This window comes from Methylobacterium sp. FW102-HT35C08 (assembly GCF_058790235.1).
Genome location: NZ_JBYTCL010000002.1, coordinates 239,238 through 253,794, shown reverse-complemented (window position 1 = coordinate 253,794; position 14,557 = coordinate 239,238). Strand labels below are relative to the sequence as shown.

At 68.9% G+C, this 14,557-nt stretch carries 16 protein-coding genes and 1 pseudogene; 11 read left to right on the top strand and 6 right to left on the bottom strand.

Annotated elements, in window-relative coordinates:
• Positions 1-10 precede the first annotated feature (10 nt).
• The 3 genes from AC3WSN_RS01330 to AC3WSN_RS01320 are packed head-to-tail and all read left to right on the top strand — an operon-like array spanning position 11 to position 1,841.
• Positions 11-769, top strand: coding sequence for an SDR family oxidoreductase (locus AC3WSN_RS01330; RefSeq protein ID WP_492535830.1), 759 nt, complete (start codon positions 11-13; stop codon positions 767-769).
• Positions 770-801: 32 nt separating this feature from the next.
• Positions 802-1,404, top strand: coding sequence for an NADPH-dependent F420 reductase (locus AC3WSN_RS01325; RefSeq protein WP_492535828.1), 603 nt, complete (start codon positions 802-804; stop codon positions 1,402-1,404).
• Positions 1,405-1,439: 35 nt separating this feature from the next.
• Positions 1,440-1,841, top strand: coding sequence for a nuclear transport factor 2 family protein (locus AC3WSN_RS01320; protein WP_192707045.1), 402 nt, complete (start codon positions 1,440-1,442; stop codon positions 1,839-1,841).
• A 187-nt stretch (positions 1,842-2,028) separates the two neighbouring features.
• Here AC3WSN_RS01320 and AC3WSN_RS01315 read toward each other — a convergent pair whose 3' ends face one another.
• Positions 2,029-2,784 carry an SDR family NAD(P)-dependent oxidoreductase gene (locus tag AC3WSN_RS01315; protein ID WP_492535826.1) on the bottom strand — a complete coding sequence of 252 codons (756 nt, stop codon included), beginning with the start codon at positions 2,782-2,784 and terminating at the stop codon, positions 2,029-2,031.
• A gap of 111 nt (positions 2,785-2,895) precedes the next feature.
• On the opposite strand from AC3WSN_RS01315, the gene AC3WSN_RS01310 reads away from it, so the two are divergent.
• The 7 genes from AC3WSN_RS01310 (at position 2,896) to AC3WSN_RS01280 (ending at position 10,816) form a co-directional block, all read left to right on the top strand.
• Positions 2,896-3,789: a LysR family transcriptional regulator gene (locus tag AC3WSN_RS01310; RefSeq protein WP_492535824.1), complete on the top strand. Its 894-nt coding sequence runs from the start codon at positions 2,896-2,898 to the stop codon at positions 3,787-3,789.
• A gap of 303 nt (positions 3,790-4,092) precedes the next feature.
• Entirely contained in the window at positions 4,093-4,443 is a 351-nt protein-coding gene (locus AC3WSN_RS01305) for a DMT family transporter (protein WP_492535822.1), read from the top strand.
• Positions 4,440-5,003 (top strand): TetR/AcrR family transcriptional regulator, encoded by a 564-nt coding sequence (locus AC3WSN_RS01300; protein ID WP_492535820.1) that lies wholly within the window; start codon positions 4,440-4,442, stop codon positions 5,001-5,003. The genes AC3WSN_RS01305 and AC3WSN_RS01300 overlap by 4 nt, the downstream gene beginning before the upstream one ends.
• A gap of 49 nt (positions 5,004-5,052) precedes the next feature.
• Complete coding sequence (locus tag AC3WSN_RS01295) at positions 5,053-6,225, top strand: efflux RND transporter periplasmic adaptor subunit (RefSeq protein WP_492535818.1); 1,173 nt, start codon at positions 5,053-5,055, stop codon at positions 6,223-6,225.
• A 23-nt stretch (positions 6,226-6,248) separates the two neighbouring features.
• Positions 6,249-9,242 (top strand): multidrug efflux RND transporter permease subunit, encoded by a 2,994-nt coding sequence (locus AC3WSN_RS01290; RefSeq protein ID WP_492535817.1) that lies wholly within the window; start codon positions 6,249-6,251, stop codon positions 9,240-9,242.
• A 415-nt stretch (positions 9,243-9,657) separates the two neighbouring features.
• Positions 9,658-10,122 carry an Rrf2 family transcriptional regulator gene (locus AC3WSN_RS01285; protein ID WP_492535815.1) on the top strand — a complete coding sequence of 155 codons (465 nt, stop codon included), beginning with the start codon at positions 9,658-9,660 and terminating at the stop codon, positions 10,120-10,122.
• Complete coding sequence (locus tag AC3WSN_RS01280; RefSeq protein WP_492535813.1) at positions 10,112-10,816, top strand: class I SAM-dependent methyltransferase; 705 nt, start codon at positions 10,112-10,114, stop codon at positions 10,814-10,816. Before AC3WSN_RS01285 ends, AC3WSN_RS01280 begins: the two co-directional genes overlap by 11 nt.
• A 456-nt stretch (positions 10,817-11,272) precedes the next feature.
• Here AC3WSN_RS01280 and AC3WSN_RS01275 read toward each other — a convergent pair whose 3' ends face one another.
• Entirely contained in the window at positions 11,273-11,443 is a 171-nt protein-coding gene (locus tag AC3WSN_RS01275) for a hypothetical protein (protein WP_492535811.1), read from the bottom strand.
• A gap of 113 nt (positions 11,444-11,556) precedes the next feature.
• Positions 11,557-11,976, bottom strand: a complete 420-nt coding sequence (locus tag AC3WSN_RS01270; RefSeq protein WP_492535809.1) for a hypothetical protein — start codon at positions 11,974-11,976, stop codon at positions 11,557-11,559.
• 59 nt (positions 11,977-12,035) lie between these two features.
• Between AC3WSN_RS01270 and AC3WSN_RS01265 the strand changes: the two genes are divergently transcribed.
• Entirely contained in the window at positions 12,036-12,296 is a 261-nt protein-coding gene (locus AC3WSN_RS01265; protein WP_192707034.1) for a hypothetical protein, read from the top strand.
• Between the two features lie 135 nt (positions 12,297-12,431).
• Here the strand turns inward: AC3WSN_RS01265 and AC3WSN_RS01260 are convergent, their stop codons facing one another.
• The 3 genes and pseudogenes from AC3WSN_RS01260 to AC3WSN_RS01250 all read right to left on the bottom strand — a co-directional run bounded on the left by AC3WSN_RS01260 (position 12,432) and on the right by AC3WSN_RS01250 (position 14,512).
• Positions 12,432-12,899: a hypothetical protein gene (locus AC3WSN_RS01260; protein WP_192707033.1), complete on the bottom strand. Its 468-nt coding sequence runs from the start codon at positions 12,897-12,899 to the stop codon at positions 12,432-12,434.
• Positions 12,900-13,372: 473 nt separating this feature from the next.
• A complete protein-coding gene (locus AC3WSN_RS01255) occupies positions 13,373-13,624 on the bottom strand; it encodes a hypothetical protein (RefSeq protein ID WP_492535807.1) in 252 nt (83 codons plus the stop codon).
• Between the two features lie 178 nt (positions 13,625-13,802).
• Positions 13,803-14,512: pseudogene (locus tag AC3WSN_RS01250) on the bottom strand (MauE/DoxX family redox-associated membrane protein).
• Between the last annotated feature and the right edge of the window lie 45 nt (positions 14,513-14,557).

The following is a 14,557-nucleotide window of genomic DNA, read 5'->3' as shown; positions in this document are numbered from 1 at the left end:
GAGCGATGACATGATCCAGGTATCCCACCTTCTCGCCGGCAAGGCAGCCCTCGTGACCGGCGGATCGCGCGGCATCGGGGCGGCCATCGTCCGCCGCCTCGCCCGCGACGGCGCCGACGTCGCCTTCAGTTACGCCGCCTCGCGCGAGCGGGCTGAGGACGTCGTCCGCGAGGTCGAGGCGCTCGGCCGGCGGGCGGTCGCCATCCGGGCGGACCAGGCCGACGCCGGCGAGGTCGAAGCCCTGGTGCATAGGGCCCACGCCGCGCTCGGTCGCCTCGACATCCTGGTCAACTCCGCGGGCGTGTTCGTCACCGGCATGGTCGACGACGCCAAGCCCGACCGGGCCGCGTTCGACCGGCAGCTCGACGTCAACGTCAAGGGCGTCGCCGTGGCGGTCCGCGCCGCCGTGCCGCTGATGACGGACGGCGGGCGCATCGTGTCCATCGGCACCACCGGCGCGGTCCACGTTCCGTTCGCTGGCGCCGCCGACTACGTCGCCACCAAGGCGGCGGTGGCGGCCTACACCCGCGGCTGGGCCCGCGACCTCGGGCCCCGCAACATCACGGTCAACGTGGTCCAGCCGGGTGCGATCAACACCGACATGAACCCGCAGGATGGCCCCTTCGCCGAGAGCCTGAAGGGCCTCGCCGCGCTCGGCCGCTACGGCCAGCCGGAGGACATCGCGGCGGCGGTCGCGTTCCTGGCCGGCCCGGACGCTGGATACATCACCGGGGCCACGCTGAACGTCGACGGCGGCCAGTCCGCCTGAATCCTCGGCCCCTCGTCAAAGGAGACAGAGCCATGACTTCCATCGGCATCATCGGCGCCGGACAGATCGGCAGCGCTATCGCGACGGCGCTCGCCCGCCACGCCATTCCCGCCACGCTCGCAAACAGCCGCGAGCCTGACAGCCTCGCGGAAACTGTCGCTGCGCTGGGACCGAGCATCACGGCGGGCACCCGCGAGGAGGCCGCGGCGAAGGACACCGTCTTCGTCGCCGTGAACTGGTCGAAGCTGGAGGCCGCCCTCGCGGGCCTGCCGGACTTCGGCGGCCGCATCGTCGTCGACGCCAACAATCCCATCGAGGCGCCGCTGTTCAAGCCGTTCGACCTCGGCGGCCGCTCGTCGTCCGAGGTGTTCGCCGGCTGGGCGCCAGGCGCGCGGGTCGTGAAGGCGTTCAACCACTTGCAGCCGCAGTTGGTCGCCGGCGACCCAGCCAGCGATGGCGGACGGCGCGTGCTGTTCTACTCAGGGGACGACGCCGAGGCGAAGGCGCAGGTGAGCACGCTAATCGAACGGCTTGGCTTCTTCGGCATCGATCTCGGTCCGCTCGCGCTCGGCAGCCGCCTCGTTCAGTTCCCCGGCGGTCCACTGCCGGCGCTGAACCTCGTGAAGTTCAATTGACCTTACGGCTTGACCACTTTCGAAGGAGGTCTTCCGTGGCCGACATCAGCCAGACCAGCCAAGGATCGGCAGAGCCCGATTACGACGGGTTGCTACGTGCCAACCTGGAGCGCGTCTTCAACGAGCGTAATGCCGACAGGCGCGCGGCTGCGCTGAACGAACTCTTCGTGGCCGAGCCGATCATGTACGAGCCGACCAACGTCGTTCAGGGGCGCGCAGCCATTTCCGCGGTCGCCGGCAACTTGCTGGACCAGTTCGTTCCGACGTTCCGGTTCACCCCTACAGGACGCGCAGTCGGCCATCACGGCCTGGGTTCGTTGCGGTGGGAGGCCGGTCCGGAGGAGGGAGCAGTCGCGATCACCGGGATGGACGTCGCAGAAATCGTCGGCGGCAGGATTGCGCGCCTCTGGGTGCTCCTCAACCCACCTGCCGCCTGAGCCTGCGATGTGGGTTGCCGCATAGTCAGCAGGTACGGTCGCATTGGCGACGCGCAGTCGACCCCTGGGCACCCGCCCAGGCAGCTCTCCGGTTCTCGGCACCCCATGCCACGACTGGCCACCGGATGCTCACCAACCCTCCCCGGCCGGCGGTCCACGCCGGCCGGGGAGCAGTCAGCTTACATCATCAGACCTGCGCCTGACCGCCGTCGACGAACAATTCGGCGCCGTTGACGAAGGCTGCCTCGTCGGAGGCCAGGAACAGGACCGCGTTGGCGACCTCCGTCGGCTCGCCGACGCGTCCGAGTGGGATGCGCGTCCCCAGGTAATCGAGCAGGCCCTGCTGCTTCTCGGCATCGTCGCCGGCGAGGCCGATGAGGCCCGGAGTGCGCGTCGCGCCGGGGCTGACCACGTTGACGCGGATGCGGCGGTCCTTCAGGTCGAGGATCCAAGTGCGGGCGAAGTTGCGGATGGCCGCTTTGCTGGCCGAATACACGCTGAAGGCCGGCGTCCCCTCGGTGCCGGCGGTCGAGCCGGTCAGCACCACCGCCCCGCCGTCCTTCAGGAGCGGCAGCGCCTTCTGGACGGTGAAGAGCGTGCCCTTCACGTTGGTGTCGAAGGTCGTGTCGAAGTGCTCCTCGGTAATGGCGCCGAGCGGCGCGAACTCGCCCCCACCGGCGTTGGCGAAGACGACGTCGATCTGAGCGTGCTTCTGCTGGACCGCGTCGTAGAGGCGGTCGATGTCGGCGAGGTTCGCCATGTCGCCGCGCACGCCGGTGACCCGCCCGCCGATCTCCTTAACCGCCGCGTCGAGCGCGTCCTGGCGACGGCCAGTGACGAACACCGAGGCGCCCTCCCGCGAGAAGGCTTGGGCGGTGGCGAGCCCGATGCCGCTGGTGCCCCCGGTCACCACCACCACCTTGTTCTGGAACCTGCCGGTCATCGTCGTTCTCCTCGGTTCGGCTGCGTGTCAGCCGCTGGCGAGACAGATGCGCTCGGGACGATGATGCGGACAGACCATAAATCTGGCACGTAGCGTTCCAATCAGGGAACGATGATGCGCCCAGACCTCAACAACTACGTTACCTTCGCCGAGGTCGTCGCCCATGGCGGGTTCACCGCTGCGGGCCGGGCGCTCCGCGAGCCGAAGTCGACGCTGAGCCGCCGCGTCTCGGCGCTGGAGGCGCGGCTCGGGGTCCGGCTCATCGAGCGCTCCAGCCGGCGCTTCCGCGTCACCGAGGTCGGGCAGACCTTCTACGAGCGCTGCCGCGCCATGATGCTGGAGGCAGAGCGGGCCGAGGCGCTCGTCGCGGCGGCCCAGGCCGAACCGCACGGGCGCATCCGCATGAGTTGCCCACGCAACCTCGTGAAGTTCGCGTCCGGCATCGTGCGGGGCTTCCTCGACCGCTACCCGAAGGTCCAGCTGCAGCTCGTCGCCTCGGACCGGGCCGTCGACCTGATCGAGGAGCGCGTCGACGTCGCGCTCCGCGTCCGGCACGAGCTCACCAGTGATGCGTCGCTCACGATGCGGTCGCTGGGACGTTCACGCTGGATACTCGTCGCCAGTCCGCAGGTCGCGAGCGGCCTCGGCGCCGACCTCGCCGACCTCGCCTCCGTCCCGACCATGGGCACGAGCGACGAGGCGGGCGAGATCACCTGGGTGCTGGAGCGCGCCGACGGGGAGAGGCATGAGCTGCGTCACGAGCCGCGGCTGACCTGCGGCGATTACCCGGTTCTCTGCGATGCCGCGGCCGACGGCCTGGGTGTTGCCTTCTTGCCCGATCACGCCTGCGCGGCGCACATCGCTGCCGGCAAGCTCGTTCGCGTCTTTCGGGACTGGCGGAGCCGGGACGGCATCGTCCATATCGTCTTCACGACCCGCCGCGGCCTGCCGCCCGCCGTCCGCGCCCTCATCGACCACTTGGCGAAGGAGTTTCCGGACCTGTGAGGGCGTAGAGCCTGCCGTGGACACACGGCTCTGGCGGCGTGTCGACGTCGGCCCATAGCCTTTTGAGGAGTCGGCGATAGAGGTCGGTCTGCTCCCGGCCCCCAGGGCAATCCGACCGTGAGCATGTGATGGCCCATTAAGCGACCAGGTGCCTCGGCTTTTCGCACGGGCCGCGCAACTTGTCGTTTCCTCCGATGGCGTGTGGACAACGGCTGCGGTCGGAATACGTCCCTACCGTTGCCGAAGGGGCTTGAAACATACCATTTGGTTGGTATGTTTGGGCGGTAATCCGAGCCCGTGAGCATGTCCAGTCACACCGTCGCCTATGCCGCCCTCGTCCTCGCCATAGTATGTGAGGTGGTCGGCACGACCCTCCTGCAGATGTCGCAGCAGTTCACGAGGCTCGTGCCCACCCTCGCCATGGCGGCCTTCTACGCCGCGGCGTTCTACTTCCTCACGCACGCCTTGAAGGCCATGCCGCTCGGCGTGGTCTACGCCGTCTGGAGCGGCGTCGGGGTCGTGCTGACCGCCGTAGTCGGTGCCACCCTTTTCGAGCAAACACTCGACGCGGCGGCGCTGGTCGGCATCGGCATGATCGTCGGCGGCATCGTGGTGATGCAGGCGTTCTCGACCGCGACCGGGCACCGGCCATGAAGACCATCTCCCAGCGCAAAAAGCAGCCGGAACTCGTACGCCGCCTGCTCCTGGACTGCGCCATGAAGCTGGCCCTGGAACACGGGCCTTCCGGCATCACGGTGCAGGCCGTCGCCGAGGCGGCCGGCGTCACCAAGGGCGGGCTCTTCCACCACTTCCCGAGCCGGCAGGCTTTGGTGGAGGGCCTTTTCGCCGACCTGGTCGAGAAGCTCGATGCCGACATCGACGCGAACATGGCCAAGGACCCGAGACCGCGCGGAAGCTTCACCCGTGCCTATGTCGGCGCGACCTTCGACGATCCGGTGCTGGGCGAAGGCAACCCGGGAGCGGCCCTGTACGTCTCCGCCCTCGCAGAATCGAGCGTGCGCGGGCGGTGGGCGGACTGGTTCGCGTCGCGATTAGAGCGGCACCGTGAGACCGACGACACGCCGATCCTTGAGATCGTGCGCCTGGCCGCCGAAGGGGCCTGGCTCGCCCACCTCATGCGCGAGGACGGCGGCGTCGTCCCGGACCTGCCCGCCCTTCGGGAACGCCTCATCGCGATGACGCTCGCGGACTAGGCCCGGGCCCCACTCCCTTTCAATCCCTGAAGCAAGGACTCGCTGATCCATGAGATCGCGTGAACGCAATCCCCTGGGCATCGTACCCGTATATGCCTACTGCCTGCTCAGCCTCACGTTGATGGCCTGCCAGCCGGACGCGGGCGACACCGCCGCGCATGGGGCCGAGACGCCGCCACCGCTGGTGTCGACCGCAGTTGTCGAACAAACGACCGTGCCGCGCCTGTTCGACCTACCCGGCCGCCTTGCCTCGACGCGGGCGGCCGAGGTGCGCGCGCAGGTCGGCGGCATCATCCAGGAACGCACCTTCGAGGAGGGCAGCCTCGTCAGGAAGGGCGACGTCCTCTTCCGCATCGACCCGGCCGTCTACAAGGCCGAGGTCGATGCCAAGGCGGCGGCCGTCGCGCGGGCAGAGGCGACCCGGGTACAGGCGCAACGCCAGTCCGAGCGTACCGAGACCCTGGTGGAGCGGCAGGCGGCCAGCACCGCCCAGAATGACATCGCGGTCGCGAACCTGCGCCAGGCCGAGGCCGACGTGGCGAGCGCAAAGGCGCAGCTTGCCCGGGCGAAGATCGACCTCGACTACGCCACCGTCAGGGCCCCCATCGCCGGCCGCATCGGACGCGCCCTCGTCACGGAAGGCACCCTCGTCGGCCAGGGCGAGGCGACCAAACTCGCCCTGATCCAGCAGATCGACCCGATCTACGCCGACCTCAACGCCTCGGCCTCCGACCCCGGCTTCCTCGCCGAACGCGCCGCCGGCAAGCAGGAAGCCGAGGTGCGCCTCGTCCATGCCGACGGCACCCCCCATCCCGATGCCGGCAAGCTCCTGTTCTCGGACGTGAGCGTCGACCCCGGGACTGGGCAGGTCTCCTTGCGCGCCACCTTCCCGAACCCGAAGGCCGTCCTGCTGCCGGGGACCTACGTCCGGGTCCGGGTCGCGCAGGGGATGACGCCCGGCGCAGTGATCGTTCCGGCACAGGCCATCCAGCGTTCAAGCGCCGGCGTCGCCCAGGTCTTCGTGGTCGGCGAGAACAAGACGCTGGCGCTGCGCCTCCTGCGCATCGGGGCCCTGACGGACGCCGGATGGATCGTCGAGGAGGGCTTGAAGCCCGGCGAGACCATCGTCGTCGAGGGCTTCCAGAAGATCCAGCCCGGCATGGCCGTGAACCCGGTCCCGTGGAGCGACGGTCGGACGGCCTCCGTCTCCGACCAGCACTGACCTCCGCCTTCAGGCCCGGACCCATGACCCGCTTCTTCATCGAGCGCCCGATCTTCGCCTGGGCGATCTCGCTCTTCATCATGCTGGGGGGCGCGATCTCCATCGCCTTCCTGCCGGTCTCGCAGTACCCGGACGTCGCCCCTGTCACGATCCAGGTCACCGCCGTGTACCCGGGCGCCCCGCCCGAGCGCCTCTACGACGGCGTCACCCGCATCATCGAGGAGGAGCTCAACGGCATTCCGGGGCTAATGTACTTCGAGAGCACCAGCGACACCTCCGACGCGAGCCAGATCATGGTCTCGTTCGCGCCGGGTTCGGACGCCTCGAAGGCCACCGTGGCGGTCCAGAACCGGATCAAGCGCATCGAGGCGCGCCTGCCGCGGGCCGTGACCCAGCAGGGCGTCACGGTCGAAGAGGCGAGCACCTCCTTCCTGCAGTTCGTCACCGTCTCCTCCCGCGACGGCGCGCTGAGCGAGACCGATCTCGGCGACCTCGCCGCCCGCCGCATCCTCGGGGAGCTGCGGCGCGTGCCGGGCGTGGGCCGCGCCGCCCTGTTCTCGTCCGAGAAGGCGCTGCGCATCTGGATCGACCCGATCAAGCTCGTCGGCCTCAACCTGACGCCCGAGGACGTTACGTCCGCGGTCGGGGCGCAGAACGCGCAGGTCGCGTCCGGCATCGTCGGAGCGCAGCCGGCGAAGGAAGGGCAGCGCATCGCCGCCAACGTGCTGGTGAAGGGTCAACTGACCACGGTGGCCGAGTTCGAGGAGATCGTGCTGCGCGCCAACTCGGACGGCTCTCTCGTGCGCCTGCGCGACGTCGCCACGGTCGAGCTAGCCGGGCAGTCCTACACCAATCAGACCCGTCTCGACGGGCGCCCGGCCGCCGGCATCGGCATCCAGCTTGCGCCGGGCGGAAACGCGCTCGCCGCCGCGACCGGCGTGAAGGAGGCGGTCGTCCGCCTCTCGAAGACCCTGCCGGCGAACGTCGAGGTGCTGGTGGCCTACGACACGACGCCCTTCGTCGAGGTGTCGATCCGGAAGGTGCTGACGACGTTGGCCGAGGCGATGGTCCTGGTCTTCGCGGTCATGTTCCTGTTCCTGCAGAACGTCCGCTACACCCTCATCCCGACCATCGTCGTGCCGGTCGCACTGCTCGGCACCTGCGGCGCCCTCCTAGTGGCGGGCTTCTCCATCAACGTGCTGACCATGTTCGGCATGGTGCTGGCCATCGGCATCCTCGTCGACGACGCCATCGTCGTGGTCGAGAACGTCGAGCGCATCATGGACGAGGAGGGTCTGCCGCCGAAGGAGGCGACCGCCAAGGCCATGGGCCAGATCACCGGCGCCATCATCGGCATCACGTCGGTGTTGGTGGCGGTGTTCATGCCGATGGCCTTCTTCCCGGGATCGGGCGGCGTGATCTACCGGCAGTTCTCGGCCAGCATGGCGACCTCCATCGCCTTCTCGGCCTTCCTGGCGCTCTCGTTGACGCCGGCGCTGTGCGCCAACCTGCTCAAGCCGGTTGAGGCCGGGCACACCCATTCCAAGGGCGGCTTCTTCGGCTGGTTCAACCGGGGCTTCCGGTCGGGCACGCGGGCTTACAGGTCGGGGGTCGGCGGCATCCTGCGCCGCCCCGTCCGGGCGCTCCTCGTCTACGCCGCGCTCCTCGGCGCGCTCGGCTACGGCTACGTGCTCCTGCCGTCGAGCTTCCTACCCACCGAGGACCAGGGCTACGTGATCGTCGACACCCAGACGCCTCCGGAATCCTCCGCCGGCCGCACCCTGGACGTGGCCAAGCGCATCGAGGAGCACTTCGGCGGCGAGAAGGCAGTCGCCCGGCGGGTGCAACTCCTGGGCTTCGGCTTCTCCGGGCAGGGCCAGAACACGGCGCTCTCGTTCGTCACCCTGAAGGACTGGTCGCAGCGTGGGCCGGGCGACGACGCGGAGACGATCAGCACGCGCGCCAACGCGGTTCTCGGCAACCTGCCGGACGCCATCGCCATGACGCTGTCGCCGCCCGCCATCGAGGCGCTCGGCAACTCCAGCGGCTTCAGCTTCCGCCTGCAGGACAAGGGGCAGCAGGGCTACGCCGCGCTGGCGGCCGCCCGCGACCAGTTGCTCGCCGCCGCGAGCAAGAGCCCCGTCCTGACGAGCGTCTACGTAGAGGGGCTGCCGACCGCGCCGCAGATCGAGCTCACCCTCGACCGGCAGAAGGCGAACGCGCTCGGCGTCACCTTCGCCGACATCAACGACGCCCTCTCGACCAGCCTCGGCTCGGCCTATGTCAACGACTTCCCGAACCAGTCGCGCATGCAACGGGTCATCGTGCAGGCCGAGGCCGGGCGGCGCATGAGGGCCGAGGACCTGCTCGACCTGAACGTCCGGAACGCCCAGGGCCAGATGGTGCCGCTGCAATCCTTCGCGCAGGTGCAGTGGACGATGGGCCCGTCGCAGGTGGTCGGCTACAACGGCTACCCAAGCATCAAGTTCTCGGGCTACGCCAACTGGGGCTATGCCAGCGGCGACGCCATGGCCGAGATGGAGCGGCTCGCCGCGCAGCTTCCGCCCGGCTTCGACTTCGCCTGGACCGGGCAGTCGCTGCAGGAGAAGCTCTCGGGGAGCCAGGCCGTCTACCTGCTCGCTCTGTCGGTGGTCTGCGTCTTCTTGTGCCTCGCGGCGCTCTACGAGAGCTGGTCGATCCCCCTCGCCGTGCTTCTGGTGATCCCGACCGGCATCGTCGGCGCCCTCTTCGCCGTGATCATGCGGGAGATGCCGAACGACGTGTACTTCAAGGTCGGCCTCATCACGGTGATCGGCCTGACGGCGAAGAACGCCATCCTCATCATCGAGGTGGCCAAGGAACTCGTGGCGCAAGGGCGGCCGATACACGAGGCGGCGCTGGAGGCGTGCGAACTGCGCTTCCGCCCCATCGTCATGACCTCGTTCGCCTTCATCCATGGCGCTGAACAACCCGTTGCCGCCGGCGCATATGCCCTTCCGGCGTCCAAGGCGACGTGAGGCCGGGCGACAGGTCCGTGGTACGTGGCAAAGGTCGCAGGGCGGCCCTTCTTAGGAGCCTGCGATAGCAGTCGGTCTACCTCTGGCCCCCTCGGCAGGCCGACTGTGAGCATGTCATGGCACATCAACGAGAGTGTCTCTCGGCTGGCACTAACAACCATCGGCGACAGGCGCCCGCATAGGCGGTACCGCCGAGCAAATGACATGTACCAGCCCGGCCGACGTTCCAACCGTCCGCGTCGGGGGCGTTCGTCGACATGTCTCCTTGCCTCCCGGCCGGCCAAACACGGGCATGTCCCGCGGGGCTGTGCAGGTCAGTCCCCGGGCCTGAACCGGCACGGCGGCCACCGCCCGGCCGAGCATCCCGGCCCAGCCCCTATTGACGAACATCATATCATGCAACATCATAAGTTTCATGAGACGGGATGGCAGGTTGTCGGGCGTGCTCCACGTCCTCCTCCACATGGCGGAGGCCGACGGACCGGTGACGTCTGACCGGCTGGCCCAGATGATGGGGACCAACCCGGTCGTGGTGCGCCGGACGATGGCGGGATTGCGCGACTTGGGGCTTGTCGCGTCCGGGAAGGGGCATGGCGGCGGCTGGACACTCGCCTGCGACCTCGACCGGGTGACCCTGCACGATGTTTACGTCGCGCTCGGCTCGCCGGAGGTGTTCGCGATGGGAAACCGCAGCAAGGAGCCGACGTGCCTCGTCGAGCAGGCGGTCAACTCCGCCCTCGCGGACGCATTCCGGGATGCCGAGGCCCTGCTGCTCTCGCGTTTGGGCGACGTCACGCTGGCCCGTCTCAGCACCGATTTCCATGCGCGCCTGGCCAAGCGCGGACCGTGCGGGCGGGAGGCCCAATCTGATGACGCATAGCGCGCAGCCTGAACCGACCGACTTCGTGGCCGCCTTCTCGGACCCGGAGGCCGCCGCACGGTATGCCGACGGGCCGCGACGCTTCGTGCCCGGCTTCGAGGCACTCCACAGGATGACCGGCATCCTGCTCTCCGAGCACGCGCCGGCCGACGCACGGGTCCTGGTCCTTGGGGCGGGAGGGGGACTGGAACTACTGGCGCTGGCCGAGGCGCATCCCGGCTGGACCTTCGTCGGCGTCGACCCTGCACGGGCGATGCTCCGCCAGGCCGAATGCACGCTGGGACCGCTGATGGACCGGGTGACTCTCGTCGAGGGCTACATCGACGACGCGCCCGACGGCCCCTTCGACGCGGCGACATGCCTTCTGACCCTGCACTTCCTCGACCCGGCGGCGCGCGAGGACACCGTCCGGGCCATCCATCGTCGCCTGAAGCGGGGCGCGCCTTTCGTCGCCGCCCACGGAAGCTTTCCGCAGGACGACAGTCGCTCCCAATGGATCGCACGCTACGAGGCCTACGCGGTCGCTTCCGGCGCCGACCGCGACCAGGCTGCGAAGGCCCGCAGCGCCGTGGATGCCCACCTGCAAACCCTCGCGCCGGAGACCGACATCGCGGTCCTGACGGCGGGCGGCTTTAGGGATGCTGAACTCTTCTTCGCGGCCTTCACGTGGCGCGGCTGGATCGGACGTGCCTGACTGGCATGGGCTGGGGTAGGCGGCCAGCACTACCAGCTGCGGTGTCCTGCCCGGCAAGGTCATACCGGCCCGGCTCGGTGATGAACCTGATCGGGACCTAGCCGCTGGCCCAGCACCGCGCCGCTCCGTCGTGGGTGCGAAGGGTTTCGCCTGCCGCGTTGCGGCGTTCCGGTGCGGGTGTCAGGTGGACACCGTCCAGGGCCGGGTGCCCCGTGAGCGTACCTTCCACGTCAAGACCCCTGCTCGCAATGCGAGGTTGCTCGGTTGCTCGGGCCATAGGCCGAAACCGGGACAGTTCGACGGCGCGACGACCCGGTTGCAACTCGGTGCGGCCGACCCTGGGGCGTTCTGGTTAAGGACCTTGTGTCTGAACGGGCGACGCTTGCCCAGGAAGGATCGGGCGGGTCCTGCGGACACGGGAAGCGTGCAGGACCCGCCCGGCTCAAGGCGCGTTTGCTACGGCTTGTTGGCCGGCGCCGGGTTTGTCGTCGTCGCCGGAGGCGTAGGGTTCGCCGGCGCCGCGCTGGCGGGAGGCTGGGGAGGCGCGGTGTTCTCGGCCTTCTTCTCGTCCTTGCAGGCACCGAGAGCGAGTAAGCCGACGAGCGGCAGCAGGTAGGGAATACGCATGGGCGTTCCTCCGATATGGCCGGTACGGCCGTCTAAAGTCTCGTGGGATCAGCAAGCGTCACGTCCCCGCCGCCCGCATGAGCCCGGCGGGTCGTTCCGCCGGGGCGGCGCCGTCACTGGCCGGTCGTGGTGGTCGATTTCACCGGCTTCGAGCCGGGCTCGTGCGCCATGGTCTTGGTGTGGGATTCCACCTCGCCGTCGCGGATTTTCGTCTTCGTGTGCGACTTCGAGAAGGTCCCGCCGTCGTGGGCCATCGCCTTCGACTGTCCGTTCAGGCCGCCGTTACCCGTCTCATTGACGTGCGAGCGGTCCATGGTCTTGCCGCCCGCCGCGCTGCCGCCGGTGGCAAGGGACGAGCCCGTGGAACCGTTTGCGCCTGTCGAGGTGCCCCCGGTGCCGACGGTCGAGGCCGACGTGCCGCCGGCCGCGGCCGACCCGGCCGTGCCCCCGGTGGCGCTGGATTGGGCCGACGCGACCGCCGGGGCGGCGATGAGCGCGAGGGCCGCGAGCGGAACGATGTACCTGGTCGTCATGTGATCCTCACTTCCCCTTCGGTACGGTGACGACGCAATCGCCGTCTCCGGTGGTCATCATGGTGGAGCCGCCCGAGCTCGAACTGGAGGCCGAGCTGCTGCTCGATCCGCTTCCGGACCTCGTCGTCACCGAGGGGCCGCCGGTGGTCGAGGAACTGACGCCGTTCGGGCCCGCCGTGACGGAGCTAGTCATCGTGCCGGTGTTCTTCGCGTCGTCGGAATGCACGACCTTGCACGGCTTGCCGTTCGGGCCCGTGGTGACGGTGGTGCCTCCGGAGACGCCGTTCGGGCCGGTCGTTACCGTGCTGGTCTGGGCGTGACCCGTGACCGAGCCCGCGAGGAGGAGGGCGCCACCGAGTAGCGGCATGATCAGGCGAGGCATGGTGCGGTCTCCCGTAAAACAAGGAGGGTGCGATCCTCCCGGACCGCACCCGTTGCTTTCACCCGCCGGGGGCTCAGCGCTTGTTGTGGCCCGGGGCGTTCTCGGAGTTGCCGGGGCCGCTCTTGTCGTGGCCCGGGGCGCTGCCCGACTTGCCCGCGCCGTCCGACATCCCGGACGACGAGCCGCCAGTGCCCATGGACGACGAGCTCGTGCCCTTGCCGGCCGACGAGCCGCCGGTGCCCATCGACGAGGACGAGCCCGAGCCGCTGCCGGAACCGGCCGAGGAGCCGCCCGTCCCAACCGTCGACGAGCTGGTGCCGCCGCCTGCTGAGGAGCCGCCGGTGCCCAGCGTCGAGGACGAGCCCGAACCGGTACCCGAGCCGGATGAGGAGCCGCCGGTGCCCACGGTCGAGGAGCTGGTGCCGCCGCCCGCCGAGGACCCGCCGGTGCCGACGGTCGAGGAGGACTGGGCGAGCGCCATGGCCGCGCCGCCGATGACGAAGGTGGTCGCGAGGGCGGCGACGCGCACTTGCTTCAGCATGTGTAAACTCCGATTTCCTGATCGTACGGCGCTGAAACGGGCATATTGCGCAAATCGTTCCAGAAAAAAGGCAATAAATGCGAGCTCTGACTAAGTGAACAGCAGTTAAAATCACAATTCAAATCTTGTTAAGCACGCCGAAATCCTCAGGTGGGAACGCTTACGCGCTCACTCACCTTTGCCGCGATGGCCCTCATCCCACGTAAGGGGGGCGTTCCGGTCATATCCCGACGTGACGGGCGCCCAGGAACGGCGATGCCCGGAGGACCGTTCCTCCGGCGGATCGGGTGCGATCGGTTGTGGTGTTCACGTGGCAGGCAGGCGGGATGGCGTCGGTGCCGAGACCGACGACGTGCCGATGCGGTCCGACGGCGAGGGGCGCAGGTGCGGCGAACCGTCAAGCCGAGCGAGGCCGGCGACGACCCGAAAGCGCTTCGGTCATCGCCGGCCCCAACCCTGCGTCGATTGCCGCCTCAGTAGCGGCTGTAGCCGTAGCCGCCGTAGCGGCGCCCCTCGTGCATGCGCACGTCCCTGCGACCGTAGCCGCCGAACTCGCGGTGGCGGCGGTAGCCATGGGCCGGTGCCCAGGGCGGAGGGCCGCCGTGGCGGAAGCCGCGCTCGCCCCTGGCCCACGGCGGATCGGCCAGGGCAGCTGACGAGGCGGCGACGACCGCACCCGCCATCGTCATCAACCCAAGCACGGCCAAAGTTGGTTTGCGTAGCATCGAACGCCTCCCTCTCCCCCGGACATCGCCGGTCACGGGCCAGAGACGGGGAAGGCGGCGAGACCGTTCCATGAGGGACGTCCGCCCGGAAGGATGCCCATCGGTCGGCTTGCCGCCGTCGTCGCATAGCGGAGGCCTTCACGATTCGAGTGCAGAACCCTCGCGGCCAACGTGGCCCTTAATGGTGCATCGCCAGCATCCAGACGGCCATGGCGACCATCATCACGTTCTCTGTGAGCGAGACGAAGCCGAGCGGCACCTTGCTCGACCCGCCGACGCAGGCGCACTTGATGTCCCGTTTTTCGACGTAGACCGCCTTGGACACCGAGACCGCACCGACCGTGCCGATGAACAGGGCGACGGGGATCGAGATCCAGTTCAGGGCCCCCGCCACCATCAGCACGCCGGCGATGCCCTCTAGGAACGGGTAGGCGTAGGCGTAGCGGACCCAGCGCTTCCCCAGGATGTCGTAGCCCAGGAACATGGAGGAGAGCTCTCCACGTCTTGGAGCTTGAGGAGCGCCAGCACGCACATGCTGAAGGCGATGAACCACTCGGCGGCGCGCATCGTCAGCGGCGTGCCGTACACGGCGTAGCTGGCCGCCAGCGCCATCAGCGCGGTCATCGAGAACACCGCGATGACGGGCGTGTAGGTCGTGGCGTTCGGATCGTTGGCGGCCTTGCCGAAGTGACGCTGCAGGTCGTCGAAGCCGCCGACGCGCTCGCCGTTGATGAATGTCTGCGGCGTCGACTTGACCTGGTGCTCGGCCTTGAAGCGGTCGGTCTCGGCCCGGTCGGTCAGGAGGTGATCCTCCACCTCGAAGCCCCGGCGTTCGAGGAGGTCCTTGGCCTTCAGGCCGTAGGGGCAGGTGTGTTCGGGGGTGACCATCCGATACAGGACGGCCTTGCGGGCTGGCGGCTACATGGGTTGCTC

Excerpts from the sequence above, each read along its gene's own strand:
- AC3WSN_RS01300 (WP_492535820.1), top strand. The coding sequence starts at position 4,440 with ATGAAGACCATCTCCCAGCGCAAAAAGCAGCCGGAACTCGTACGCCGC.
- AC3WSN_RS01325 (WP_492535828.1), top strand. The coding sequence starts at position 802 with ATGACTTCCATCGGCATCATCGGCGCCGGACAGATCGGCAGCGCTATC.
- AC3WSN_RS01315 (WP_492535826.1), bottom strand. The coding sequence starts at position 2,784 with ATGACCGGCAGGTTCCAGAACAAGGTGGTGGTGGTGACCGGGGGCACC.
- AC3WSN_RS01270 (WP_492535809.1), bottom strand. The coding sequence starts at position 11,976 with ATGACGACCAGGTACATCGTTCCGCTCGCGGCCCTCGCGCTCATCGCC.
- AC3WSN_RS01285 (WP_492535815.1), top strand. The coding sequence starts at position 9,658 with ATGAGACGGGATGGCAGGTTGTCGGGCGTGCTCCACGTCCTCCTCCAC.
- AC3WSN_RS01255 (WP_492535807.1), bottom strand. The coding sequence starts at position 13,624 with ATGCTACGCAAACCAACTTTGGCCGTGCTTGGGTTGATGACGATGGCG.
- AC3WSN_RS01330 (WP_492535830.1), top strand. The coding sequence starts at position 11 with ATGATCCAGGTATCCCACCTTCTCGCCGGCAAGGCAGCCCTCGTGACC.
- AC3WSN_RS01275 (WP_492535811.1), bottom strand. The coding sequence starts at position 11,443 with ATGCGTATTCCCTACCTGCTGCCGCTCGTCGGCTTACTCGCTCTCGGT.
- AC3WSN_RS01295 (WP_492535818.1), top strand. The coding sequence starts at position 5,053 with ATGAGATCGCGTGAACGCAATCCCCTGGGCATCGTACCCGTATATGCC.
- AC3WSN_RS01305 (WP_492535822.1), top strand. The coding sequence starts at position 4,093 with ATGTCCAGTCACACCGTCGCCTATGCCGCCCTCGTCCTCGCCATAGTA.
- AC3WSN_RS01310 (WP_492535824.1), top strand. The coding sequence starts at position 2,896 with ATGATGCGCCCAGACCTCAACAACTACGTTACCTTCGCCGAGGTCGTC.
- AC3WSN_RS01290 (WP_492535817.1), top strand. The coding sequence starts at position 6,249 with ATGACCCGCTTCTTCATCGAGCGCCCGATCTTCGCCTGGGCGATCTCG.
- AC3WSN_RS01280 (WP_492535813.1), top strand. The coding sequence starts at position 10,112 with ATGACGCATAGCGCGCAGCCTGAACCGACCGACTTCGTGGCCGCCTTC.
- AC3WSN_RS01265 (WP_192707034.1), top strand. The coding sequence starts at position 12,036 with ATGGTGGAGCCGCCCGAGCTCGAACTGGAGGCCGAGCTGCTGCTCGAT.
- AC3WSN_RS01260 (WP_192707033.1), bottom strand. The coding sequence starts at position 12,899 with ATGCTGAAGCAAGTGCGCGTCGCCGCCCTCGCGACCACCTTCGTCATC.